This is a genomic window from Telluria sp. LT2P80 (assembly GCF_059685955.1).
The window spans coordinates 174,420-196,652 of the sequence record NZ_JCASIO010000001.1 but is presented as its reverse complement, the minus strand read 5'-3'; the positions used below and the strand labels follow the sequence as shown (position 1 = coordinate 196,652).

General features: G+C 62.4%; 21 protein-coding genes. 19 read left to right on the top strand and 2 right to left on the bottom strand.

Annotation, left to right across the window (positions count from 1 at the left end; genetic code table 11):
- Positions 1–49 precede the first annotated feature (49 nt).
- The 4 genes from clpB to AC56LW_RS00815 all read left to right on the top strand — a co-directional run bounded on the left by clpB (position 50) and on the right by AC56LW_RS00815 (position 7,422).
- A complete protein-coding gene (gene clpB, locus AC56LW_RS00830) occupies positions 50–2,659 on the top strand; it encodes an ATP-dependent chaperone ClpB (protein WP_499630713.1) in 2,610 nt (869 codons plus the stop codon).
- Positions 2,660–2,987: 328 nt separating this feature from the next.
- Positions 2,988–4,286 (top strand): isocitrate lyase, encoded by a 1,299-nt coding sequence (aceA, locus tag AC56LW_RS00825; RefSeq protein WP_332530897.1) that lies wholly within the window; start codon positions 2,988–2,990, stop codon positions 4,284–4,286.
- Positions 4,287–4,741: 455 nt separating this feature from the next.
- On the top strand, positions 4,742–6,028 hold the full coding sequence (locus AC56LW_RS00820; RefSeq protein WP_499630710.1) for a 23S rRNA (adenine(2030)-N(6))-methyltransferase RlmJ: 1,287 nt from the start codon (positions 4,742–4,744) through the stop codon (positions 6,026–6,028).
- A gap of 125 nt (positions 6,029–6,153) precedes the next feature.
- Positions 6,154–7,422: an EAL and HDOD domain-containing protein gene (locus AC56LW_RS00815; RefSeq protein ID WP_499556984.1), complete on the top strand. Its 1,269-nt coding sequence runs from the start codon at positions 6,154–6,156 to the stop codon at positions 7,420–7,422.
- Positions 7,423–7,437: 15 nt separating this feature from the next.
- On the opposite strand, the gene AC56LW_RS00810 is transcribed toward AC56LW_RS00815, so the two are convergent.
- Together AC56LW_RS00810 and AC56LW_RS00805 are read right to left on the bottom strand one after the other, a co-directional pair.
- A complete protein-coding gene (locus tag AC56LW_RS00810; protein WP_499630706.1) occupies positions 7,438–8,187 on the bottom strand; it encodes an SAM-dependent methyltransferase in 750 nt (249 codons plus the stop codon).
- A 21-nt stretch (positions 8,188–8,208) separates the two neighbouring features.
- Positions 8,209–8,823 (bottom strand): Maf-like protein, encoded by a 615-nt coding sequence (locus tag AC56LW_RS00805; protein ID WP_499630703.1) that lies wholly within the window; start codon positions 8,821–8,823, stop codon positions 8,209–8,211.
- Positions 8,824–8,919: 96 nt separating this feature from the next.
- On the opposite strand from AC56LW_RS00805, the gene AC56LW_RS00800 reads away from it, so the two are divergent.
- The 15 genes from AC56LW_RS00800 (at position 8,920) to lepB (ending at position 22,228) form a co-directional block, all read left to right on the top strand.
- Positions 8,920–9,417, top strand: a complete 498-nt coding sequence (locus AC56LW_RS00800; RefSeq protein WP_332530892.1) for a YceD family protein — start codon at positions 8,920–8,922, stop codon at positions 9,415–9,417.
- 251 nt (positions 9,418–9,668) lie between these two features.
- Positions 9,669–9,851 (top strand): 50S ribosomal protein L32, encoded by a 183-nt coding sequence (gene rpmF / locus AC56LW_RS00795; RefSeq protein WP_028104096.1) that lies wholly within the window; start codon positions 9,669–9,671, stop codon positions 9,849–9,851.
- Between the two features lie 212 nt (positions 9,852–10,063).
- Complete coding sequence (plsX, locus tag AC56LW_RS00790) at positions 10,064–11,134, top strand: phosphate acyltransferase PlsX (protein WP_332530891.1); 1,071 nt, start codon at positions 10,064–10,066, stop codon at positions 11,132–11,134.
- Between the two features lie 19 nt (positions 11,135–11,153).
- A complete protein-coding gene (locus AC56LW_RS00785; protein ID WP_332530890.1) occupies positions 11,154–12,140 on the top strand; it encodes a beta-ketoacyl-ACP synthase III in 987 nt (328 codons plus the stop codon).
- 56 nt (positions 12,141–12,196) lie between these two features.
- Positions 12,197–13,132: an ACP S-malonyltransferase gene (fabD, locus tag AC56LW_RS00780; RefSeq protein ID WP_499502951.1), complete on the top strand. Its 936-nt coding sequence runs from the start codon at positions 12,197–12,199 to the stop codon at positions 13,130–13,132.
- A gap of 39 nt (positions 13,133–13,171) precedes the next feature.
- Entirely contained in the window at positions 13,172–13,909 is a 738-nt protein-coding gene (gene fabG / locus AC56LW_RS00775; protein WP_499570520.1) for a 3-oxoacyl-ACP reductase FabG, read from the top strand.
- Between the two features lie 212 nt (positions 13,910–14,121).
- Positions 14,122–14,361 (top strand): acyl carrier protein, encoded by a 240-nt coding sequence (gene acpP, locus AC56LW_RS00770; protein WP_020653257.1) that lies wholly within the window; start codon positions 14,122–14,124, stop codon positions 14,359–14,361.
- 42 nt (positions 14,362–14,403) lie between these two features.
- Positions 14,404–15,651, top strand: a complete 1,248-nt coding sequence (gene fabF, locus AC56LW_RS00765) for a beta-ketoacyl-ACP synthase II (protein ID WP_332530887.1) — start codon at positions 14,404–14,406, stop codon at positions 15,649–15,651.
- 173 nt (positions 15,652–15,824) lie between these two features.
- Entirely contained in the window at positions 15,825–16,379 is a 555-nt protein-coding gene (locus tag AC56LW_RS00760; RefSeq protein WP_499630699.1) for a protein YgfX, read from the top strand.
- Between the two features lie 53 nt (positions 16,380–16,432).
- On the top strand, positions 16,433–17,035 hold the full coding sequence (gene rpoE, locus AC56LW_RS00755) for an RNA polymerase sigma factor RpoE (protein WP_332530885.1): 603 nt from the start codon (positions 16,433–16,435) through the stop codon (positions 17,033–17,035).
- 72 nt (positions 17,036–17,107) lie between these two features.
- Positions 17,108–17,422 carry a sigma-E factor negative regulatory protein gene (locus tag AC56LW_RS00750; protein ID WP_499630696.1) on the top strand — a complete coding sequence of 105 codons (315 nt, stop codon included), beginning with the start codon at positions 17,108–17,110 and terminating at the stop codon, positions 17,420–17,422.
- Positions 17,423–17,555: 133 nt separating this feature from the next.
- Complete coding sequence (locus AC56LW_RS00745; protein ID WP_499630693.1) at positions 17,556–19,019, top strand: DegQ family serine endoprotease; 1,464 nt, start codon at positions 17,556–17,558, stop codon at positions 19,017–19,019.
- A complete protein-coding gene (locus AC56LW_RS00740; RefSeq protein ID WP_499630689.1) occupies positions 19,019–19,324 on the top strand; it encodes a glutaredoxin family protein in 306 nt (101 codons plus the stop codon). The genes AC56LW_RS00745 and AC56LW_RS00740 overlap by 1 nt, the downstream gene beginning before the upstream one ends.
- Positions 19,325–19,505: 181 nt before the next feature.
- The gene (gene lepA, locus AC56LW_RS00735; RefSeq protein WP_183558236.1) at positions 19,506–21,299 is read left to right on the top strand and encodes a translation elongation factor 4; all 1,794 of its coding nucleotides are present in this window, start codon (positions 19,506–19,508) and stop codon (positions 21,297–21,299) included.
- Positions 21,299–22,228 carry a signal peptidase I gene (gene lepB / locus AC56LW_RS00730; RefSeq protein ID WP_183558239.1) on the top strand — a complete coding sequence of 310 codons (930 nt, stop codon included), beginning with the start codon at positions 21,299–21,301 and terminating at the stop codon, positions 22,226–22,228. Before lepA ends, lepB begins: the two co-directional genes overlap by 1 nt.
- The last annotated feature ends 5 nt before the right edge of the window (positions 22,229–22,233 follow it).

The window sequence follows — 22,233 nt, the reverse complement described above, 5'->3', positions numbered from 1 at the left end:
GTCATCCCAATCTTGTATCGCAACCAAGAACAAACTCAGGAGTCACACCATGCGACAAGATAAATTGACGACCAAGCTTCAGGAAGCGCTGGCGGATGCCCAGAGCCTGGCAGTCGGCAACGACAACCAATACATTGAAACAGTCCACCTGCTGGTGGCGCTGCTGAACCAGGACGACGGCAGTGCGCGCTCGCTGCTGCAGCGCGCCGGCGTGAACGTCGGCGCGCTGTCCAATGCGCTGAAGGCCTCGCTCGAGCGCCAGCCGAAGGTCACCGGTACCGGCGGCAACGTCCAGGTCGGGCGCGACCTGATGGGCCTGCTGAACCTGGCGGACCGTGAAGCGCAGAAGCGCGGCGACGGCTTCGTCTCGTCCGAAATGATCCTGCTGGCGCTGCTGGAAGACAAGTCCGACGCCGGCCGCCTGGCCCGTGAAAACGGCCTGGCGAAGAAGTCGCTCGAGGCGGCGATCCAGGCCGTGCGCGGTGGCGAGAGCGTCAATTCGCCCGAAGCCGAAGGCCAGCGCGAATCGCTCAAAAAATACACGCTCGACCTGACCGAGCGCGCCCGCGCCGGCAAGCTCGATCCGGTGATCGGCCGCGACGACGAAATCCGCCGCGCGATCCAGGTGCTGCAGCGTCGCAGCAAGAACAATCCCGTGCTGATCGGTGAACCGGGTGTGGGCAAGACCGCCATCGTGGAAGGCCTGGCGCAGCGCATCGTCAATGGCGAAGTGCCCGATTCGCTCAAGGGCAAGCGCGTGCTGTCGCTCGACATGGCGTCGCTCCTGGCCGGCGCGAAGTTCCGCGGCGAATTCGAAGAGCGCCTGAAAAGCGTGCTGAAAGAGCTGGCGCAGGACGAAGGCCAGACGATCGTCTTCATCGACGAGCTGCACACGATGGTTGGCGCGGGCAAGGCCGAAGGCGCAATGGACGCCGGCAATATGCTCAAGCCGGCCCTGGCGCGCGGCGAGCTGCACTGCGTGGGCGCGACCACGCTTGATGAGTACCGCAAGTACGTCGAAAAGGATGCTGCGCTCGAGCGCCGCTTCCAGAAGATCATTGTCGACGAGCCGAGTGTCGAGGCGACGATTGCCATCCTGCGCGGGCTGCAGGAGAAATACGAGCTGCACCACCAGGTCGACATCACCGACGCGGCGATCATCGCGGCGGCCGAGCTGTCGCACCGCTACATCACCGACCGCTTCCTGCCCGACAAGGCGATCGACCTGATCGACGAAGCGGCGGCGAAGATCAAGATCGAGATCGATTCGAAGCCCGAAGTCATGGACCGGCTCGAGCGGCGCATGATCCAGCTGAAGATCGAGCGCGAAGCCGTGCGCCGCGAAACCGACGAAGCGTCGCAGCGCCGCCTTGAGCTGCTGGGCGACGAAATCACGCGTCTGGAGCGCGAGTACAACGACTTCGAAGAAATCCTGAAGGCCGAGAAGGCCGCGGTGCAGGGCACCACGCACATCAAGGAAGAAATCGAGCGCATCCGCTACCAGATGGAAGAAGCGCGCCGCCAGAGCAATTGGCAGCAGGCATCCGAGCTGCAGTATGGCCGCCTGCCTGAACTCGAAGCGCAACTGCGTGACGCTGAAGCCAGCACCGCGCGCGCCGAACTCGACGGCCAGAAGCCCAAGCTGCTGCGCACGCAGGTCGGGGCTGAAGAAATTGCCGAAGTGGTTTCGCGCGCGACCGGCATTCCTGTTACGCGCATGTTGCAGGGCGAGCGCGACAAGCTGCTGCACATCGAGGACGAGCTGCACAAGCGCGTTGTGGGCCAGGACGAAGCCATCGAAGCGGTGTCGGACGCGATCCGCCGTTCGCGCGCTGGCCTGTCCGATCCGGACCGCCCATATGGTTCGTTCATGTTCCTGGGGCCGACCGGTGTCGGTAAAACCGAGTTGTGCAAGGCGCTGGCAGGCTTCCTGTTCGATACGCAGGACGCAATGATCCGCATCGACATGAGCGAATTCATGGAGAAGCATTCGGTTGCCCGCCTGATCGGCGCGCCGCCAGGTTACGTTGGCTACGAAGAGGGCGGTTACCTGACCGAAGCCGTGCGGCGCAAACCGTACAGCGTGATCCTGCTCGACGAGATCGAAAAGGCGCACCCGGACGTGTTCAATGTGTTGCTGCAGGTGCTGGACGATGGCCGCATGACCGATGGCCAGGGCCGCACGGTCGACTTCAAGAACACGGTGATCGTGATGACGTCGAACCTCGGTTCGCACCGGATCCAGGCCATGGAAAGCGATGAGCCGGCAGTGGTCAAGATGGCGGTGATGGCCGAGGTGCGCGGGCACTTCCGCCCCGAGTTCATCAACCGCATCGACGAGATCGTCGTGTTCCATGCACTCGACGAGAAGAACATCGGCGCCATTGCGCGCATCCAGCTGCAGATTCTGGAAGCGCGCCTGGCCAAGATGGACATGACGCTCGATATCGACGAAGAGGCGCTGCAGAAGATCGCCGAAGCAGGATATGACCCGGTGTATGGCGCAAGGCCGCTCAAGCGCGCGATCCAGCAGCAGATCGAAAATCCGCTGTCGAAAGCGATCCTGTCGGGCCGCTTCGGACCGAAGGATGTAATTCCGGTTCGGGTGCGGGGTGGTGAGCTGACCTTTGGTGAGCAGACAGTCGAACTGGCGAAGTAAGCCGGTTCGCTTGACATGAAAAGGGCGCGGCAATTGCCGCGCCCTTTGTCGTTTCTTGACAGAAAATAAGACGCCAAATTTCAGGATGCGAAATGATCATCGTGCAATGCGAAATGCGCAGCATGTCAGAGGGCGCTTTTCTTACCATCGTAAGAAATTTCATTCCGCATCATGATATAGAGATTGCAAGCCATTGATATTATTGGTAATTATTTTAGTCGTATGTCTTATAGAAGACTGATGGTGCCACGCACAAACGGCTTTATGATTGTCTCAACGGATTCGCAGGCTCGATCAAACGTCTTACCACCCTTCAGGAGAACACACCATGACTACCCGTGAACAGCAAATCGCCGAACTGCAGCAAGACTGGGACACCAATCCACGCTGGAAAGGCGTCGTGCGCAATTACACCGCTGCCGACGTCGTCCGTCTGCGTGGCTCGGTGCGCATCGAGCACACGCTGGCCAAGCGCGGTGCCGAGAAGCTGTGGAACCTGGTCAATGATGAGCCGTATGTGAACGCCCTGGGTGCGCTGACCGGCAACCAGGCCATGCAGCAGGTGAAAGCGGGCCTGAAGGCGATCTATCTGTCGGGCTGGCAGGTGGCGGGCGACGCCAACGCCGCTGGCGAAATGTATCCGGACCAGTCGCTGTACCCAGCCAACTCGGTACCGCTGGTCGTGCGCCGCATCAACAACACGTTCCAGCGCGCCGACCAGATCCAATGGTCGGAAGGCAAGGATGACATCGATTACTTCGCCCCGATCGTGGCCGATGCCGAAGCCGGTTTCGGCGGCGTGCTCAATGCCTACGAGCTGATGAAGTCGATGATCGAAGCCGGCGCATCGGGCGTGCACTTCGAGGATCAGCTGGCGTCGGTCAAGAAATGCGGCCACATGGGCGGCAAGGTGCTGGTGCCGACCCGCGAAGCCATCGAGAAACTCAACGCAGCCCGCCTGGCAGCCGACGTGATGGGCACCACGACGCTCGTCATCGCCCGCACCGATGCCGAAGCAGCCGACCTGCTCACGTCGGACGTCGACGCCAACGACAAGGAGTTCTGCACCGGCGAGCGCACGGTCGAGGGTTTCTTCCGCGTCCAGCCGGGCGTCGAGCAAGCGATTTCGCGCGGCCTGGCCTACGCACCGTTCGCCGACCTGGTCTGGTGTGAAACCGGCAAGCCCGACCTCGAGTTCGCGCGCCGCTTTGCCGAGGCGATCCACGCCAAGTTCCCGGGCAAGATGCTGGCCTATAACTGCTCGCCGTCGTTCAACTGGAAAAAGAACCTGGACGACGCGACCATCGCCAAGTTCCAGCGTGAACTGGGCGCGATGGGCTACAAGTTCCAGTTCATCACGCTGGCCGGCTTCCACTCGCTCAATTACGGCATGTTCAACCTGGCCCACGGCTACGCCCGCACCGGCATGTCGGCCTTCGTCGAGCTGCAAGAAGCCGAATTCGCCGCCGCTGAAAAAGGGTTCACCGCCGTCAAGCATCAGCGCGAAGTGGGCACCGGCTACTTCGACGCCGTGACCCAGGCCATCCAGCAGGGCCAGAGCTCGACCACGGCGCTGCACGGCTCGACTGAGGACGAACAGTTCTTCGAAGAAAAGAAAGTCGCCTGATCGATCCGACGTAGGGTGGACGGCTTCGCCGTCCACGCGGTGATGGTGATCGTTGCCGTCGCCGCGCCGGATGGGCTTTCAAACAACGCCGCTTTCGTTCCGAATGATCTTTCGGATAGCGATCAGCCGACTCCGCTTGCGTCCTCAATGATCTCTCGGATAGCTATCAGCCGACTCCGCTTACCTCCTCAATGATCTCTCGGATAGCGATCACCGCGTGGACGGCGGAGCCGCCTCGCCGGCCGCGTCCACCCTACATTGCCGGAAGTCCGTACCCGCATTCGCGAAGTCCGTACCGCATCTGCGCAAGTCCGTACCCACATTCCCGCAAGTCCGTACCTGCATTCCCAAAAGTTCGTACCCGCATTCCCAGCCGCGGTCGGTTGTAGTGGATAATGGCGCCTAATATCGCCGCCAGTTTCGCGCGGCAACGTCACTTTTAGGAATTCCAGCTTATGTTGAGCTACCGCCACGCCTTCCACGCGGGTAACCACGCCGATGTCCTCAAGCACTTCATTCAGGTGCAACTGCACCAGTACATGAACCAGAAGGATGCCGCCTATACCTATATAGATACCCACTCGGGCGCCGGCGTGTACGCACTCGACAGTTTCCAGTCGACCAAGACCGCCGAATTCGATACCGGCATCGGCCCGCTGTGGGGCCTCACTGACGTCCCGGCGCCGCTGAAGGAATATCTGGACCTGATCAAGGGCATGAATCCGAGCGGCAAGATGCGCTATTACCCGGGCTCGCCATATGTTGCCGAGCAGATGGCGCGCGAGCAGGACCGCCTGCGCCTGTTCGAGCTGCACCCGGCCGATTGCAAGATCCTGGCCGATAACTTCCGCAAGCTCGATGCGCACAAGGCCGAGCAGGGCGAACGCTCGCGCGGCCGCCGCGTGATGATCGACCGGGGCGACGGCTTCGACAGCATGAAGGCCTTGCTGCCGCCACCGTCGCGCCGCGCGCTGGTGCTGATCGACCCGCCATACGAAGTCAAGGATGACTACAAGCGTGTGAAAGAAGCACTCGACGACGCGCTGCTGCGCTTCCCGAGCGGCATCTACGCTGTCTGGTATCCGGTGCTGCAGCGCATGGAATCGCGCCAGTTTGCCGATCGCCTGAAGCGCGTGCCGGCCAAGGAATGGCTGAACGTCACGCTGACGATCCAGACCCCGACCCCGGACGGCACTGGCCTGCACAGCTCGGGCATGTTCATCCTGAACCCACCGTACACGCTCGAGCCGATCCTGCGCGAAGTGCTGCCGTATCTGGTGCGCGTGCTGGGCAAGGATGCCGGCGCACGCTTCACGATCGAAAAGGGTACCCAGGTCACGGGCACGGCCCTCGGTCGCAGCGCCAGCCGCACCGATGGGGCCGCCGGCATGCCGCGCCAGCCGATTGGCAATGCGCGCCGCGCCAGCCCGCTGTCGGGCAAGGGCAGTCTGCGCCTGCCGGGCCAGGTCATGCCGCGCGAAGGCGACGAGCCGGCAGCGCCGGTCAAGCCATCCCGCACTGGCACGGGCCGTCCGACGCAGGATGCTGGCCGGCCGGGTGCGCCGCCGCGCTCGAGTGCGCCAAAGACTGCTGCACCTCGCGCGCCCCGTGCGCCCGGCGCCCCATCGCGCGCGGCGTCGGATGCTGCCGCGCCGCGTGCACCCCGCACCGGTGGCGATCGCCCGGCAACGCCGGGTGCCCCGCGCACCGGCCGCACCCGACAGGGCGGCCGCCGCAGCTAGCATTCGATTTGATGTCGAAATGCTAAGATTGATGTTTTTGTAGTATAGTCGGTGCAGGTGGTGCGCGGGTGCGTGCTGCCAGCGCGCCGCGATCCGCTGTGACAGTTTCCAGGAGTAATATTTCAATGCATGCTGATGCAACGGCAGCGGTCTTGGTGCCGTCTGACGATTTTTTCCTCGCACGGCAACCCATTCTCGGGCGCGACCAGCAATTGCTGGCGTTCGAACTGCTGTTTCGTGCTGCCGGCGAGGACGAAGACGCCAAGCTGACCGACGGCGCCGCCGCGACGGCGGCCGTCATTTCGCATGCGTCCCAGCTCGGCATGGAGCAGGTGGTGGGCGATCAGCTCGCCTTCGTCAATGTCGACGCCGTCGTCCTGATGAGCGACTTCGTGCGCTTCCTGCAGCCGCATAAAGTCATTCTCGAAATCCTGGAAACCGTCAAGCCCACGCCGGAGTTGCTGGCGCGGGTGGACGAACTGAAAAACCTCGGCTTCAAGTTCGCCGTCGACGACGTCATCGAACATTCGCCCGAACTCGATCAGCTGATTTCGCTGATCGACATCATCAAGGTCGATATCAAGGGCGTGGCCCCGGATGCGCTGGGCGATCTGGTCGCGTCGCTGAAAAAGACCGGCAAGCGCCTGCTGGCTGAAAAAGTCGAGACGATCGAAGAATTCAAGCTGTGCATGGAACTTGGTTTCGAATACTTTCAGGGGTATTACTTTGCGCGGCCCGTGATCCTCAGCGGCCGCAAGATCGCGCCGACCGAAGTCGTACTGCTGCGCTTGCTGGAGCTCGTCAATTCCAATGCCGACAACCAGACCATCGAAACGGCCGTCAAGCGCGATGCGCTGGTCAGCCTGAACCTGCTGCGCCTGGTCAATAGCCGCGCAGTGCCGGGTCCGCGCATCGAATCGCTGTCACAGGCGCTCGCGGTGCTGGGCCGGCGTCAGCTGGGTCGCTGGCTGCAGATCCTGCTGTACACGGCGGCGGGCGCGCAGGTCTCGCTCGACTCGCCATTGCTGCAACTGGCCACTACGCGCGGCAAGCTGCTCGAACTGATGACGCTGCGCGTACGCCCCGGCGACACGGCCAGCGCCGACCGCGCCTTCACGGTCGGCATCATGTCGCTGGCCGAAGCGCTGTTCTCGGTGCGCATGGCCGACATCCTCGTGCATGTCGAGGTCGCGCATGACGTGCGCGATGCGCTGATCGACCGCGATGGCGACTTCGGCACGATGCTGCGCATTGCCGAGCTGCTCGAGACGGCCGTCGGCGGCCGCAAGCTCAATGCCGAACTCAAAAAGATCGGGCTGACGGTGCCCGAGGTACGCGAGATCGAACTGGCAGCGTTCGACTGGGTCCGCGAGCTGACCCACGACGTGCGCTAAAGTCCGACCGATCCTTTATTGCCCCAGCAGCAGGAACACGGTCGGCTTCTTGTGGAAGTCCGGCCCCTTGTCCGCCCCCAGCGCTGCCTTCCACTTCGTCGCCGTCATGGTGCGCACCGATTCGCTCGGCAACGACAGGTCGGTGGCCACGCACACCAGCGTGCCCGGCTGGCAACCCGCCACCAGTGCTTCGAGCATCGCGCCGTTGCGGTACGGCGTTTCAATGAACAGCTGTGTCTGGCGCTCGCCGCGTGAACGGGTTTCCAGCTCGCGGATGCGTTTTGTGCGCAGCGCCGCATCGGTCGGCAGATAGCCGTTAAAAGCGAAGCTCTGGCCGTTCAGGCCGCTGGCCATGACGGCCAGCAGCAGCGATGACGGGCCGACCAGCGGCCGCACGGCAATCCCGTGCTGATGCGCCAGGCGCACGAGGTCGGCGCCGGGATCGGCAACCGCTGGCACGCCTGCCTCTGACACCAGGCCCGCATCGCGTCCTGCCAGGAGCGGCGCCAGCAATTGCGTCAGCGCCGCGGCCGGCGTGTTCACGTTCAGTTCGGCGATCTCGATTTCCTGCAGCGGCTTGGCCAATGGATGGTCGATGGCGATCAGTTTCAGGAACGCGCGCGCCGTCTTGGCGTTTTCGGCCACAAAATAATCGAGCGAGCTGGTCAGTGCCTGCACTTGCGTCGGCAGCAGGCCATTCAGGCAGCCGGGCGCGGCGTCGAGTGGGCCGAGGGTATTGGGAATCAGGTACAGGGTGCCGGGCATGGGTTCGTTTCAGATAAGTGGTCAGGTGCCGAAGAAGCGCACGCCGGCGCGCCGCAGCATGCCGGTCAGGGCGATGAGCGGCAAGCCGGTGAGGGCGGTCGGATCAAGCGAGTGAATGTGTTCGATCAGGGCAATGCCCAGGCCTTCGTTCTTGGCGCTGCCGGCGCAGTCGTACGGCTGTTCGATGCGCAGATAGGCGTCGAGTTCGGCATCTGGCAGGTCGCGAAAACGCACGCGAACCTGCACATTGTCGACCTGGACAGCGGCGGCAGGGTTGGCCGCGCGCCCGTCCCACAGGCACAGGGCCGTATGGAACACGACTTCACGGCCCCGCATCAACTGCAGCTGGGCCAGCGCGCGCGCATGGTCGCCCGGCTTGCCGATCTGCAGATCGTCGAGCGTGGCAACCTGGTCGGAGCCGATCACGAGTGCGCCCGGATGCAGGCGTGCCACGGCCTCGGCCTTGGCGCGCGCCAGGCGCAGCGCGGTTGCCGGTGGCGTTTCACCTGGCAGCGGGGTTTCATCGAGATCGGGCGCGATGGCCTCGAATGGCAGGCCGAGCCGGCCCAGCAATTCGCGCCGGTAGGCCGAGCTCGAGGCGAGGATCAGGCGGGGCGGGGTAGAGCTTGTTATCATGCGGCCCTCGGGATAAATCGGCAGCGAAGCCACAGTTTCATGGCGCTGCGGTGAAAAGCCTGCTATTATCGCAGGTTTTCCGGGACGACTTTCTAAATGAGCGCTTTCATTATTGATGCCTTCGAGTTTTGCAAGAGCGATGGTTTTCGTGAAGGCAGCACGCCCCTGGTCGAGATGACCCGGCTGGCCGCAGAGAGTTCCGAAAAAGGCGGCGACATCCGCTGGACGATGCAAGGTGGTCAAACCCGTCACGGTTATCCGTCGCTGACCCTCGAGGTCGCCGGTCACGTGAAGCTGGAATGCCAGCGTTGCCTGCAGCCTATGGATTACGACATCGATTCGTCGACCATGCTGGTGCTGGGTAAAGATGACGAAGAAGCCGATGCCATCGAGATCGTTCTCGACGACGACAGCATCGATGTGATCGTCGGCAGCCGCACTTGCGATATTCGCCAGTTGCTCGAAGACGAGGCCCTGCTGGCATTGCCGCAGTCGCCAAAGCACGATGTCTGCCCAGAAACCAAGCTGCTGGACAGCCTGAAGAACGAGAAGCCGTCGCCATTTGCCGGCCTCAAGAATCTCAAGACAGAATGAATTAGTACCAACAAAGAGCAGGATCGGTTTCGCAGTACGGTGGCGGCAGCGTAGAAAGCATGTCGCCCAAAATTTGCAAAGAATGTGTCAGACGCGTGCAGCGCTCGAGTATGGCATTGGTAGTAGAAGTAGACGGAAACGTGTCGGCAATCCCGGGAGACATCCTTGAAGATTGCTGCTGGGATACTCGATGCGCAAATCGTTGCACGTCGAATGTGTTAAAATTTTAGAACTTAGTATTAGGAGTTATCATGGCTGTTCAGCAGAATAAAAAATCCCCATCGAAGCGCGGTATGCACCGTTCGCACGACTTCCTGGTTGCACCAAACCTGGCAGTCGAGCCAACCACCGGCGAAACGCACCTGCGTCACCACATCAGCCCGAACGGTTTCTACCGTGGTCGCAAAGTTCTGAAGACCAAAAACGACGAGTAATCGACGTCCTGGCTTTTAGAACCATGAAAGCGGCGCAACGTATGTTATCTGCGTGGCGCCGCTTTTTCTTTGGCATCTGCTCAGGCATTGTTGGCATCACGGGCATGTGTTTCGCCCCGTCATGTTGAGCAGCGCGGATCCTGTGCGCCTCCTGGCGACGAATCGATCCCATCTGGCCGCCAGTCCTGTGTGAGCCGCGGCATTCCCAATACATGACCATAAAAATTTCCATTGACTGCATGGGTGGCGATCACGGCCCGTCAGTAACCATTCCGGCAGCAATCTCGTTCCTCAAGAAGCAGGATGACGCCGAGCTCGTGCTCGTGGGCGTCGAAGAGGTGCTGCGCGCAGAACTCAAGAAACACCACGGCGACAAATTGCCGCGTCTGACGATCAAGAACGCGACCGAAGTCGTCGCGATGGACGATCCGATCGAGGTGGCCCTGCGCCGCAAGAAGGATTCGTCGATGCGTGTGGCGATCGAGCTGGTGAAGGACGGCAGCGCCAATGCCTGCGTCTCGGCCGGCAATACCGGCGCCCTGATGGCCGTCTCGCGCTACGTGCTCAAGACGATGCCCGGCGTCGACCGTCCAGCGATCTGCTCGATCATGCCGAACCAGAAGAACGGCCCGACCTATATCCTCGACCTGGGCGCGAACGTCGATTGCGAACCGCATCACCTGCACCAGTTCGCGATCATGGGCTCGGTGCTGTGCTCGGCGATCGAAGGCATCCCCCGCCCGACCATTGGCCTGCTCAATGTGGGCACCGAAGACATCAAGGGCAATGAGGTGGTCAAGGCCACCGGCGTGCTGCTGCGCGACGATGCTGCCCGCGGCAAGCTCAATTTCTACGGCAACGTCGAAGGCAATGACATCTTCAAGGGTACCGTCGACGTCGTCGTCTGCGACGGTTTCGTCGGCAACGTGATGCTCAAGGCGATTGAAGGCCTGTCGCGCTTCATGAAATCCACCTTCAAGTCCGACATCATGTCGATGGTCGGCGCCGTGTTCGCACGCAAGGCGATGAAGAAACTCAATCCCGAGCGCTACAATGGCGCCGGTCTGCTGGGCCTGAAGGGCCTGGTGTTCAAGAGCCACGGCGGCGCCAACGCCTATTCGTTCGAATGGGCGATCAAGCGTGCCTACGAGGCCGCGCACAATAATGTGCAAGAACAGTTGTCGGCACTAATTACCGAGCTGATGCCGAATTCAACGGGCGCTGCCGAAGCGCCCATGCCGGTGCTCGAGCCCGTGTCCACGATCGAGCGCCAGGCGCAATAACCGAGCGGATGGTGAAGCAATGACCCTGTACAGCAAAATCACCGGCACCGGCAGCTACCTGCCGGCCAACCGTGTCACCAATGAAGCGCTGGCCACGCGGCTGGCCGCGCAAGGTGTCGAAACGTCGCACGAATGGATTGTTACCCGCAGCGGCATCGAGGCGCGCCACTTCGCCGCCGCCGATGAGCTTTCATCCGATCTGGCCGTGCACGCCGCGCGCCGGGCGCTCGAGATGGCTGGGCGCGAGGCGGGCGACATCGACCTCGTCATCGTCGCCAGTTCCACTCCCGACTTCCACGGCAGCTTCCCGAGCACGGCCTGCATCGTCCAGCAAAAGCTGGGGATGGCCAATGGCAGCGCTGCCTTCGACGTGCAGGCGGTCTGCAGCGGCTTCGTCTACGCGCTGTCGACCGCCGATGCGTTCATCCGCGCCGGCAACCACAAACGCGTGCTCGTGATCGGTTCCGAGATTTTCTCGCGCATCGTCGACTTCAATGACCGCGGCACCTGCGTGCTGTTCGGCGATGGCGCCGGCGCCGTGCTGCTGGAAGTGTCGAATGAGCCGGGCATCCTGGCCACCAAGCTGCACGCCGATGGCAGCCATGCCGACATCCTGTCGATCCCGGGCAATCTGGCGGGCGGCGCCGTTGCCGGCAGCGGTTTCCTGCACATGGACGGCCCGGCGGTGTTCAAGCTGGCCGTGTCGGTGCTCGAGAAAGTTGCGCACGAAGTGCTCGATACCGCCGGCGTTACGCCGGACCAGATCGACTGGCTGGTGCCGCATCAGGCCAATATCCGCATCATGAACGGCACCGCCAAAAAACTTGGCCTGCCGCTGGAAAAAATGGTTGTCACCGTCAATGAGCACGGCAATACGTCGGCCGCCTCGATTCCGCTGGCGCTCGACCAGGCGATGCGCGATGGCCGCATCAAGCCGGGCCAGAACGTGCTGATGGAAGGCGTGGGCGGCGGCTTTACCTGGGGCGCCGTGCTGGCGCGCATGTAACGCTTCGCAATCATAGCGCGGCACTCCCAAGAACCAATTACTACGGATACATCACGATGAGCAACTTCGCATTCCTGTTTACCGGACAAGGCGCCCAGGCAGTGGGCATGCTGAACGGTTTCGCCGGCAACCCGGTTGTCGACCGGACCGTGCAAGAAGCCTCCGACGCCCTCGGCTTCGATCTGCAGCGCCTGATCGCCGACGGCCCGAAAGAAGACCTCGATCTGACCACCAACACGCAGCCGGTCATGCTGACCGCCGCCGTGGCCGTGTACCGCGCCTGGATCGCGGCCGGCGGCCCGATTCCGTCCGTTGTCGCCGGCCACAGCCTGGGTGAATACTCGGCGCTGGTCGCCGCTGGCGTGATCCCGTTTGCCGACGCCGTGCCGCTGGTGCGCTTTCGCGCGCAGTCGATGCAGGACGCGGTGCCGGTCGGGCAGGGCGGCATGGCCGTCATCCTCGGCCTGCAGGCCGACGACGTGCGCGCCGTGTGCGCCGAAGCCGCACAGGGCGAGGTCGTCGAAGCAGTCAACTTCAACGAGCCGACCCAGATCGTGATCGCCGGCCACACGGCTGCGGTCGAGCGCGCCTGCGAGATCGCCAAGGCCAAGGGCGCGAAGCGCGCCATGAAGCTGTCGGTCTCGGCGCCGTTCCACTCGTCGCTGCTGAAACCCGCATCGGATCGTCTGCGCGAGTACATGCGCACGCTGACCTTTGCCGTGCCACAGATCCCCGTCATCAACAACGTCGATGTCGTCGTATTGAATGATCCGGAGCAGATCAAGGATGCGCTGGTGCGCCAGGCCGCCGGTCCGGTGCGCTGGGTCGAGACGATGCAGAAGATGGCGCAGGACGGCGTCACGCAGGTCATCGAGTGCGCACCGAGCAAGACGCTCGTGGGCATGGCCAAGCGTATCGATCCGGCGCTGGTCGGCGACGCACTGGTCGACCAGGCTGCGCTCGAGCGCGTGCTGGCCACGTTCAACGCATAACGCTGGCGCAGCACCAACAACCCCAACAAGAGGACCACCATGAATCTGGAAAACCAAGTCGCCCTGATCAGCGGCGCATCGCGCGGCATCGGCAAGGCCATCGCTCTCGAACTGGCCCGCCAGGGCGCGAAAGTCGTCGGCACCGCCACCAGCGACGCCGGCGCGCAGGCGATCTCGGACTACCTGGCGCCGTTCGGCGGCAAGGGCGTCGTCCTGAACGTGCTCGACAGCGAACGCTGCGCGGCCGTCGTGGCGGATGTGCAGAAGGAATTCGGCAGCCTGTCGATCCTTGTCAACAATGCCGGCATTACCCAGGACAACCTGGCCATGCGCATGAAGGACGACGAGTGGGACGGCGTGATCGCCACCAACCTGACCGCCGTCGGCCGCCTGTCGCGCCTGGTGCTGCGCGGGATGATGAAGGCCAAGGCTGGCCGCATCATCAACATCACGTCGGTCGTGGGCGCCTCGGGCAACCCGGGCCAGATGAACTATGCGGCGGCCAAGGCCGGCGTGGCCGGCATGACCCGCGCGCTGGCGCGCGAGATCGGCAGCCGCAACATCACCGTCAATTGCGTCGCGCCGGGCTTCATCGATACCGACATGACCAAGTCGCTGGGCGACGACCAGCACGCTGCATTGCTGACCCAGATTCCGCTGGGCCGCCTTGGCCAGCCGGAAGACATCGCGCATGCAGTGGCGTTCCTGGCCGGTCCGCAAGCGGCCTATATCACGGGCACCGAGCTGCATGTGAACGGCGGCATGTACATGAATTAAGTATATTAAGCATCAAGCACGAAATCAGAAGCAATAGAGGGAAGGATTGCACGATAATTGGCCCCGTTTGAACAGGACGATATCGGTGCAATCCCGACTTTTAGCAGGACTTTCCGGCGAGTTAGGCGCAGTCGCCGAAAATAGTTTTTCAGGTCGCAAACCTGATAAAATGCGCGCACTTTCCGCAACACATACCTTAATGGAGCTACAACATGTCGGATATCGAACAACGCGTTAAAAAAATCGTCGCTGAGCAACTGGGTGTTGCTGAAGCAGACATCAAAATCGAATCCTCGTTCGTTGACGACCTCGGTGCTGACTCGCTGGACACCGTCGAGCTGGTGATGGCTCTGGAAGATGAGTTCGAAATGGAAATCCCTGACGAACAGGCTGAGAAGATCACCACCGTCAAGCAAGCCATCGACTACGCTACCGCGCACGTCAAAGCCTGAGTCGGGGTCTAGTAGTCGCTTTACAGTTTTTGGGAGAATCGCTTGAGTCGTTCACGCAACCGCCGTGTCGTCGTCACTGGCCTGGGCTGCATTTCACCAATCGGTAACACCGTTACCGAAGCGTGGGATGCAGCGCTGGCTGGCAAGTCGGGTATTGCCGCCATCACCAAGTTTGATGCGTCGCAATTCACGACCCACTTCGCTGGTGAAGTAAAGAACTTCGTCGTCGAGGATTACCTGCCGGGCAAAGAAGGCCGCCATATGGATAGCTTTATCCATTACGGCATGGCAGCCGGTATCCAGGCCCTGCAGGATTCGGGCCTGGTTGTTACCGAAGAAAATGCGGACCGCATTGGCGTGGTGATCGGTTCGGGCATCGGCGGCTTGCCGCTGATCGAAGCCACCAAAGAGGAATACATGAACCGCGGCGCACGCCGTATTTCGCCATTCTTCGTGCCAGCCTCGATCATCAACATGATCTCGGGCGATCTCTCGATCAAGTTCGGCCTGCGTGGCCCGAACCTGGCCATCGTCACCGCTTGCACCACCGGCCTGCACAGCATCGGCGCGGCAGCGCGCCTGATCGAATACGGCGACGCTGACGTGATGATCGCGGGCGGCGCCGAGTCGACCGTGTCGCCACTGGGCCTGGGCGGCTTCGCCTCGGCACGCGCACTGTCGACCCGTAACGATGATCCGGCCACGGCATCGCGTCCATGGGACCGCGACCGCGACGGCTTCGTGCTGGGTGAGGGCGCCGGTGTCATGGTCGTCGAAGAGTATGAGCACGCTGTCGCGCGCGGCGCCCGCATCTACGCTGAAGTCATCGGCTTTGGCATGAGTGCAGACGCCAACCACATCACCTCGCCGGTCGAGGATGGCAGTGGCGCGGCACGTTGCATGGTCAATGCCCTCAACAACGCCGGCATCAATGCCGACCAGGTGCAGTACGTGAATGCGCACGGCACCTCGACGCCATTGGGCGATGCTGCAGAAGTGCGTGGCATCAAGCGCGTGTTTGGCGACCATGCCAAGAAGATTGTCGTGAATTCGACCAAGTCGATGACCGGTCACCTGCTTGGTGGCGCCGGCGGCCTGGAATCGGTGTTCACGGTACTGGCGATCCATAACCAGATCTCGCCGCCGACGATCAACATCTTCAACCAGGATCCCGAGTGCGACCTGGACTTCTGCGCCAACACGGCGCGTGAGATGAAGATCGATTACGCGGTGAAGAACTCGTTCGGTTTCGGCGGTACCAACGGTACGCTCGTTTTCGCGAAAATCTGAACTTGACCAGCCCCATCCCGGTCGAACGGGATGGGCGCTTCTGTAGCCCGGTGCATTGCCCGCTTGTTGTTCCACAGCGGTGATGTTCCGGTGCTGGCGGCAACGTCCGCAGCTTGCCCGCCGGGCCAGCCGATTCTTGTTATTCCTGTTTCCCTCGTTGTATGAACTGTGCGGTGTCTGTCATCGTCCGGCCGTCGCGTTGCCTGTATTGGCTGTGCGCCGCGCTCGGTGGCGCCCTCATTGCGACCGCATTGGTCATCGGCCTCGGCACGCCTGAACGCTTCGCGTTGGGCGGGCTGGTCGCCCTTGTGCCGCTGGTCGGCGCTGCGGCGCTGGGGTGGCCGTTGATACGCGCACGCCATCGTCTGCAGGCTTGCTTACAGGCTGATGCCCATGCACTTTTGCCCAAATTTGGAACGGTACACCGCCTTGATATTTCTGGACTTGGGCAGCTACGCCTGACGGTACAACAAGAGATGCGCGCGGCCGGTGCACTGCACGTAGCGGGTTCATCCGGTCCCACGTCCGAAGGCGTTGCGGTGACGCTGCTGCCGGGCGCCACGGTCTGGCCGGGCTGCATTCTGCTGCGTCTGCGCACGGCGGCTGGCAAGACGGTAGCGCTCGTCGTACTGCGCGACAGCCTGTCGCCAGGCGACTTTCGAGCGCTGTCCGTGGCCGTACGGTCGTTGGCGCAGGGTGCGCGCGACGAAGCGACAAAAATACTTTGAACTTATTGCAGGGGATCAACTCTCAGGAGAGGGTCGCCAATGGGGCATGGTCCGTGACGACAGAACGCGAGAGTGATCAGTTGCTGGTGGAGCGCGTGCAGGCAGGGGAACAGAAGGCGTTCGATCTGCTCGTCTCCAAGTACCAGCGCCGCTTGATGCGCCTGGTGTCGCGTCTTGTTCACGATCCGGCCGAGGCCGAAGACGTCGTGCAGGAAACGTTCATCAAGGCGTACCGGGCACTGCGCCATTTTCGCGGCGATTCCGCGTTTTATACCTGGCTCTATCGGATCGGCATCAACACGGCCAAGAATTACCTGGTGACCCAGGGCAGGCGCGCGCCGACCTCGACTGAAACGGACGCGGAAGGGGCTGAAGGCTTTGACGACGCGGACAGCCTGCGTGACATTAATACACCGGAGTCAATGCTGGCCAGTAAGCAGATCGCCCACACGGTGAATGCGGCCATGGAAGCGCTGCCCCTGGAATTACGCACGGCAATTGTCTTGCGCGAAATAGAAGGACTCAGCTACGAAGAAATATCCGAAGTCATGGCCTGTCCCATCGGTACGGTGCGCAGCCGTATTTTTCGGGCGCGCGAAGTCATTGCCGAAAAATTGCGGCCTTTGCTTGAATTTCCGGTTGACAAACGACGGTAGGTAGCGGGATCGTACGAACACAGCATTAAGATTGAACTTACCGTGAACACACCGACGTCGACGGACACTCCGATGGACACCAACGAGACACTACGCGCGCATATCTCCGCACTGGTCGACGGCGAATTGCCGCAGGCCGATGTGGAGTTGGCGTTTGCCGCACTTCAGGAAAAGGATGGCAAAGCGGCGTGGGACCGGTATCACCTGATCAGGGACACGCTGCGCGCCACGCCCGCGCCAGCGCTGTCGCCCGGCTTTGCCGAACGGCTGGCGGCGCGCCTGGCGGCTGAGTCGGTGGCATTGGCACCCGAAGGTGGCGATGGTGCCAGCAGCGCCACCGAATCGACGGCTCAGGCAGCCATCCTCGCCAATCCCGGCGCTTCCTGAGCCGCGCTTCCTCCTCAGGTCAAGCTGTCACGCTGTGCGGCCCGGGCCGTCCTGCACGCGACGCCTCGCGACGCGACAAAGCGCCGTTTTTGGCTTACCATTTGGTCAATCTTAGCCATTCAACAGCGAATCCATGACCAGTAAAACTGCCAGCCTGCTCTTGTCGGCACTGCTCGTGTCCGGCACCTCTGCATTCACCCTGTCGCCTGCGTATGCCGCTGGCGCCGCACCTGTGTCGGCGCCCACCGTCACGGGCTTGCCCGACTTCACCGATGTGATCGACAAGGTCGGCCCGGCCGTCGTCAATATCCGCACCACCGAGCGCGTCAGCACGCGCGGCGGGGCGCCCGGCGAAGAAGAAATGCAGGAATTCTTGCGCCGCTTCTTCGGTGGCCAGATGCCGCCGCGCGGCGGCCGGCGCGGCCCGCCGCAAGCGGAAGAAGAGCGCGAAGTCCAGCGCGGCGTCGGCTCCGGCTTCATCATTTCGGGCGATGGTTACGTGCTGACCAATGCCCACGTCGTCGAAGGCGCCGACGAAGTCACGGTCACACTGACCGACCGGCGCGAATTCAAGGCCAAGGTGCTGGGCGCCGACCGCCGCTCCGATGTGGCCCTTCTCAAGCTGACCGCCACCAACCTGCCGTACCTGCGCACGGGCGACTCGAGCAAGATCCGGGTCGGCGAATGGGTGCTGGCGATCGGCTCGCCATTCGGCCTCGAAAATACGGTCACGGCCGGCATCATTTCGGCCAAGTCGCGCGACACGGGCGAATACCTGCCGCTGATCCAGAGCGACGTGGCCGTCAACCCGGGCAACTCGGGTGGCCCGTTGATCAATATGCGCGGCGAAGTCATCGGCATCAATTCGCAGATCGCCACCTTGTCCGGCGCGTACAACGGCATCTCCTTCGCGGTGCCGATCGATGAAGTCACGCGCGTCTCCGAACAACTCAAGGCCACCGGCAAGGTCACGCGTGGCCGCATCGGCGTGCAGATCAGCGAAGTCACGCGCGACGTGGCCGAATCGCTGGGCCTGGGCAAGGCGCGTGGCGCCGAAGTGTCGATGGTCGAGGCGGGCGGGCCGGCCGAGAAGGGCGGCATCAAGGTCGGCGACATCATCCTGGCCTTCAACAAGCAGCCGGTCGAGACCACGCGCGACCTGCCACGCCTGGTCGGCGCAGCCAAGGTCGGCAGCCGCGCCAGCGTTACCGTCTGGCGCCGCGGCGCGCAGGTCGAGGTGCCGGTCACGATCGTCGAGCTGCAGGACGAGAAATCGACACCTGGCAAGCCCGCAGCGAAAAAGCCGGCACAGGGCGCGACGGCCAATGCGTTTGGCTTGACCTTGTCGGCCATCCCGCAAGCCGACCGGCGCCAGTTGGGCGTGGAGGGCGGCGTGCTGGTCGAGAACGCAACGGGCGCTGCAGCCAGCGCCGGCATCGAGCCGGGCGACGTGCTCCTGCAGTGGAACAACACGCCGCTGACGAGCGTCGAACAGTTCGCGGGTCTGCTCGCCAAGCATGACAAGGCGAAGCCGGTGGCGCTGCTGGTGCAACGCGACGGCGCCACGCAATACCTGACCATCAAGCCGCGTCCCTGATGCGCGCAGTGCCCGCCGCGCTGCCCGTGCCGTTCACGCTGTATGCGCGCGGGTATTGCCATCTGTGCGACGACATGCTGGCCGCGCTGCGGGCCCTGGAAACCCCGGCGCAGCCGTTCGCCATCACTGTGCTGGACGTCGATGCCGATCCCGCACTGGTGGCGCGCTTCGACGAGCTGGTGCCGGTGCTGTATGGCGCGCTCGACCGGCCCGAGCTATGCCATTACTTCCTCGACCGCGCCGCGGTGCTGGCCTACCTCGAGGGGCAGGCCGGAAATCCCGTTGGGCGTCCCGAAATCCGGTAAAATGCCGGGTTGGCGTGTTTCAAGACGGCCCTCCCCAGAATTGTTTGCTTTGCCATGGCGCTCGCCTGGGGACCGGCACGGCCCCGGCGCGGCGCTTTTTCTGTTTGCCGCGCGCGGCACGTGCACCCTGATTCAGTCGTATCCGCCGCATTCGCGGTCTATTTGGTTTTGAGCTCTGTTAATGAACAACATACGTAACTTCTCCATCATCGCCCACATCGACCACGGTAAATCGACCCTGGCTGACCGCATCATTCAGCTGTGCGGCGGCTTGTCGGACCGTGAAATGGATGCCCAGGTGCTCGATTCGATGGACCTGGAACGCGAGCGCGGCATCACCATCAAGGCCCAGACCGCGGCCCTGCATTACAAGGCGCGCGATGGCCAGGTCTATAACCTGAACCTGATCGACACCCCGGGCCACGTCGACTTCTCGTACGAAGTGAGCCGCTCGCTGTCCGCCTGCGAAGGCGCGCTGCTGGTGGTCGACGCGTCGCAGGGCGTGGAAGCGCAGACGGTCGCCAACTGCTACACCGCGCTCGATCTGGGCGTCGAAGTGGTGCCGATCCTGAACAAGATCGACCTTCCGCACGCCGACCCGGACAACGCGCGCAAGGAAATCGAAGACGTCATCGGCATCGATGCCAGCGACGCGACGATGTGCTCGGCCAAGACGGGCCTGGGCATCGAAGACGTGCTGGAAACGCTGATCGCCCGTGTGCCGCCGCCGAAAGGCGACGCCGATGCGCCGCTGCAGGCGCTGATCGTCGACTCGTGGTACGACCCGTACGTCGGCGTCGTGATGCTGGTGCGCGTGATCAACGGCACGCTGCGTCCGAAAGACAAGATTCTGCTGATGGCGACCGGTTCGGTGAACCTGGTCGAAAGCATCGGCGTGTTCACGCCGCGCTCGGTCTCGCTGCCGTCGCTGTCGGCTGGCCAGGTGGGCTTCATCATCGCCGGCATCAAGGAACTGACCGCCGCGAAGGTCGGCGATACGGTGACCCTGGCCAACAAGCCGGCGGCCGAACCGCTGCCGGGCTTCAAGGAAGTGCAGCCGCAAGTGTTTGCCGGCCTGTTCCCGGTCGAAGCCAACCAGTACGACGCGCTGCGCGATTCCCTCGAAAAGCTCAAGCTGAACGATGCGGCGCTGATGTACGAACCGGAAGTCTCGCAGGCGCTGGGCTTCGGCTTCCGCTGCGGCTTCCTGGGCCTGTTGCACATGGAAATCGTGCAGGAGCGCCTCGAGCGCGAATTCGACATGGACCTGATCACGACGGCGCCGACCGTCGTGTACGAAGTCGAAATGCGCGACGGCACCATGATCCGCGTCGACAATCCGTCGAAGATGCCTGAGCCATCGAAGATCAACGAAGTGCGCGAGCCGATCGTCGACGTCAACCTGTACATGCCGCAAGAATACGTGGGCGCCGTGATGACGCTGTGTAATGGCAAGCGCGGCATCCAGATGGACATGGCCTACCACGGTCGCCAGGTGAAGCTGCACTACGAAATCCCGATGGCCGAGATCGTGCTGGACTTCTTCGATCGCCTGAAGTCGACCTCGCGCGGTTACGCATCGATGGATTACGAGTTCAAGGAAAACCGCGCCGCCGACGTCGTCAAGGTCGATATGCTGATCAATAGCGAGAAGGTCGATGCGCTGGCGATCATCGTGCACCGCGCCAACGCACCATACCGTGGCCGCCAGGTGGCCGCGAAGATGCGCGAACTGATCCCGCGCCAGATGTTCGACGTCGCGATCCAGGCCGCCATTGGCGCAACGATCATTTCGCGTGAAAACGTGAAGGCACTGCGCAAGAACGTGCTGGCCAAGTGCTACGGCGGAGACATTTCCCGTAAAAAGAAACTGCTCGAGAAGCAAAAGGCAGGCAAGAAACGCATGAAGCAGGTCGGTTCGGTGGAGATTCCACAAGAGGCGTTCCTGGCGATTCTCCAGGTGGAAGACAAATAATGAACCTGCAACCCGTGTTGAGCAATTTTGCCCTGATCCTGTTCGTGCTGATGGTCATCACGGGCATCATCTGGTGCCTGGACCGGTTTGTGTTGGCAAAGCAGCGCCGGCGCGCCGCCGATGCCGCGCTGCGCGAGTACGATGCGCGCAACGCCAAGCTGGTGGCCGAGGGCATCAAGGTCGACCACAACGGCAACCGCGCTGCGATCGAAGCGGCGCACGTGCGCCAGCCGACCTGGGTCGAGTATTCGGGCAGCTTCTTCCCGGTGATTGCGATGGTGTTCATCCTGCGCTCGTTCCTGTGGGAGCCGTTCAAGATCCCGTCGTCGTCGATGGTGCCGACGTTGCTGGTGGGCGACTTCATCCTGGTGAACAAGTACACCTACGGTATTCGCCTGCCAATCATCAACAAGAAAATTATCCAGATCAATGACCCGCAGCGGGGCGACGTGATGGTGTTTAAATATCCAAAGGACATGAGCCAGGATTACATCAAGCGCGTCGTTGGCGTGCCTGGTGATACCATCACCTATGAAGACAAACGCCTGACCGTCAATGGCAAGGCCGTCGAGTACACGCCGCTGGACGATTACCTGGACGACCAGCATCCGGTCTACCACAAGCAGCTCGAAGAAAAACTGCCGAGCCCGGGCGGTTTCACGCAACATCGCATCCTGAACACGGCCGATCGCCGCAACTTTGACTTCCCCAGCGTCGAGCAGTTCCCGCTGCGCGAAGCCTGCGACTATACGGAAGACAAGTTCACCTGCGTCGTGCCGGCCGGCCAGTATTTCATGATGGGCGACAACCGCGACAACAGCGCCGACAGCCGCTACTGGGGCTTCGTGCCAGACCGTAATATCGTGGGCAAGGCATTCGTGGTCTGGATGAACTTTGGCAACTTCAAGCGCGTTGGCGGCATTCACTAAAGGGG

Coding starts and splice junctions, on each gene's coding strand:
- AC56LW_RS00815 (WP_499556984.1), top strand. CDS start 6,154: ATGCATGCTGATGCAACGGCAGCGGTCTTGGTGCCGTCTGACGATTTT.
- AC56LW_RS00750 (WP_499630696.1), top strand. CDS start 17,108: ATGGACACCAACGAGACACTACGCGCGCATATCTCCGCACTGGTCGAC.
- rpmF (WP_028104096.1), top strand. CDS start 9,669: ATGGCTGTTCAGCAGAATAAAAAATCCCCATCGAAGCGCGGTATGCAC.
- AC56LW_RS00745 (WP_499630693.1), top strand. CDS start 17,556: ATGACCAGTAAAACTGCCAGCCTGCTCTTGTCGGCACTGCTCGTGTCC.
- plsX (WP_332530891.1), top strand. CDS start 10,064: ATGACCATAAAAATTTCCATTGACTGCATGGGTGGCGATCACGGCCCG.
- AC56LW_RS00740 (WP_499630689.1), top strand. CDS start 19,019: ATGCGCGCAGTGCCCGCCGCGCTGCCCGTGCCGTTCACGCTGTATGCG.
- fabG (WP_499570520.1), top strand. CDS start 13,172: ATGAATCTGGAAAACCAAGTCGCCCTGATCAGCGGCGCATCGCGCGGC.
- AC56LW_RS00800 (WP_332530892.1), top strand. CDS start 8,920: ATGAGCGCTTTCATTATTGATGCCTTCGAGTTTTGCAAGAGCGATGGT.
- aceA (WP_332530897.1), top strand. CDS start 2,988: ATGACTACCCGTGAACAGCAAATCGCCGAACTGCAGCAAGACTGGGAC.
- AC56LW_RS00810 (WP_499630706.1), bottom strand. CDS start 8,187: ATGCCCGGCACCCTGTACCTGATTCCCAATACCCTCGGCCCACTCGAC.
- lepA (WP_183558236.1), top strand. CDS start 19,506: ATGAACAACATACGTAACTTCTCCATCATCGCCCACATCGACCACGGT.
- acpP (WP_020653257.1), top strand. CDS start 14,122: ATGTCGGATATCGAACAACGCGTTAAAAAAATCGTCGCTGAGCAACTG.
- AC56LW_RS00785 (WP_332530890.1), top strand. CDS start 11,154: ATGACCCTGTACAGCAAAATCACCGGCACCGGCAGCTACCTGCCGGCC.
- fabD (WP_499502951.1), top strand. CDS start 12,197: ATGAGCAACTTCGCATTCCTGTTTACCGGACAAGGCGCCCAGGCAGTG.
- AC56LW_RS00805 (WP_499630703.1), bottom strand. CDS start 8,823: ATGATAACAAGCTCTACCCCGCCCCGCCTGATCCTCGCCTCGAGCTCG.
- lepB (WP_183558239.1), top strand. CDS start 21,299: ATGAACCTGCAACCCGTGTTGAGCAATTTTGCCCTGATCCTGTTCGTG.
- clpB (WP_499630713.1), top strand. CDS start 50: ATGCGACAAGATAAATTGACGACCAAGCTTCAGGAAGCGCTGGCGGAT.
- AC56LW_RS00820 (WP_499630710.1), top strand. CDS start 4,742: ATGTTGAGCTACCGCCACGCCTTCCACGCGGGTAACCACGCCGATGTC.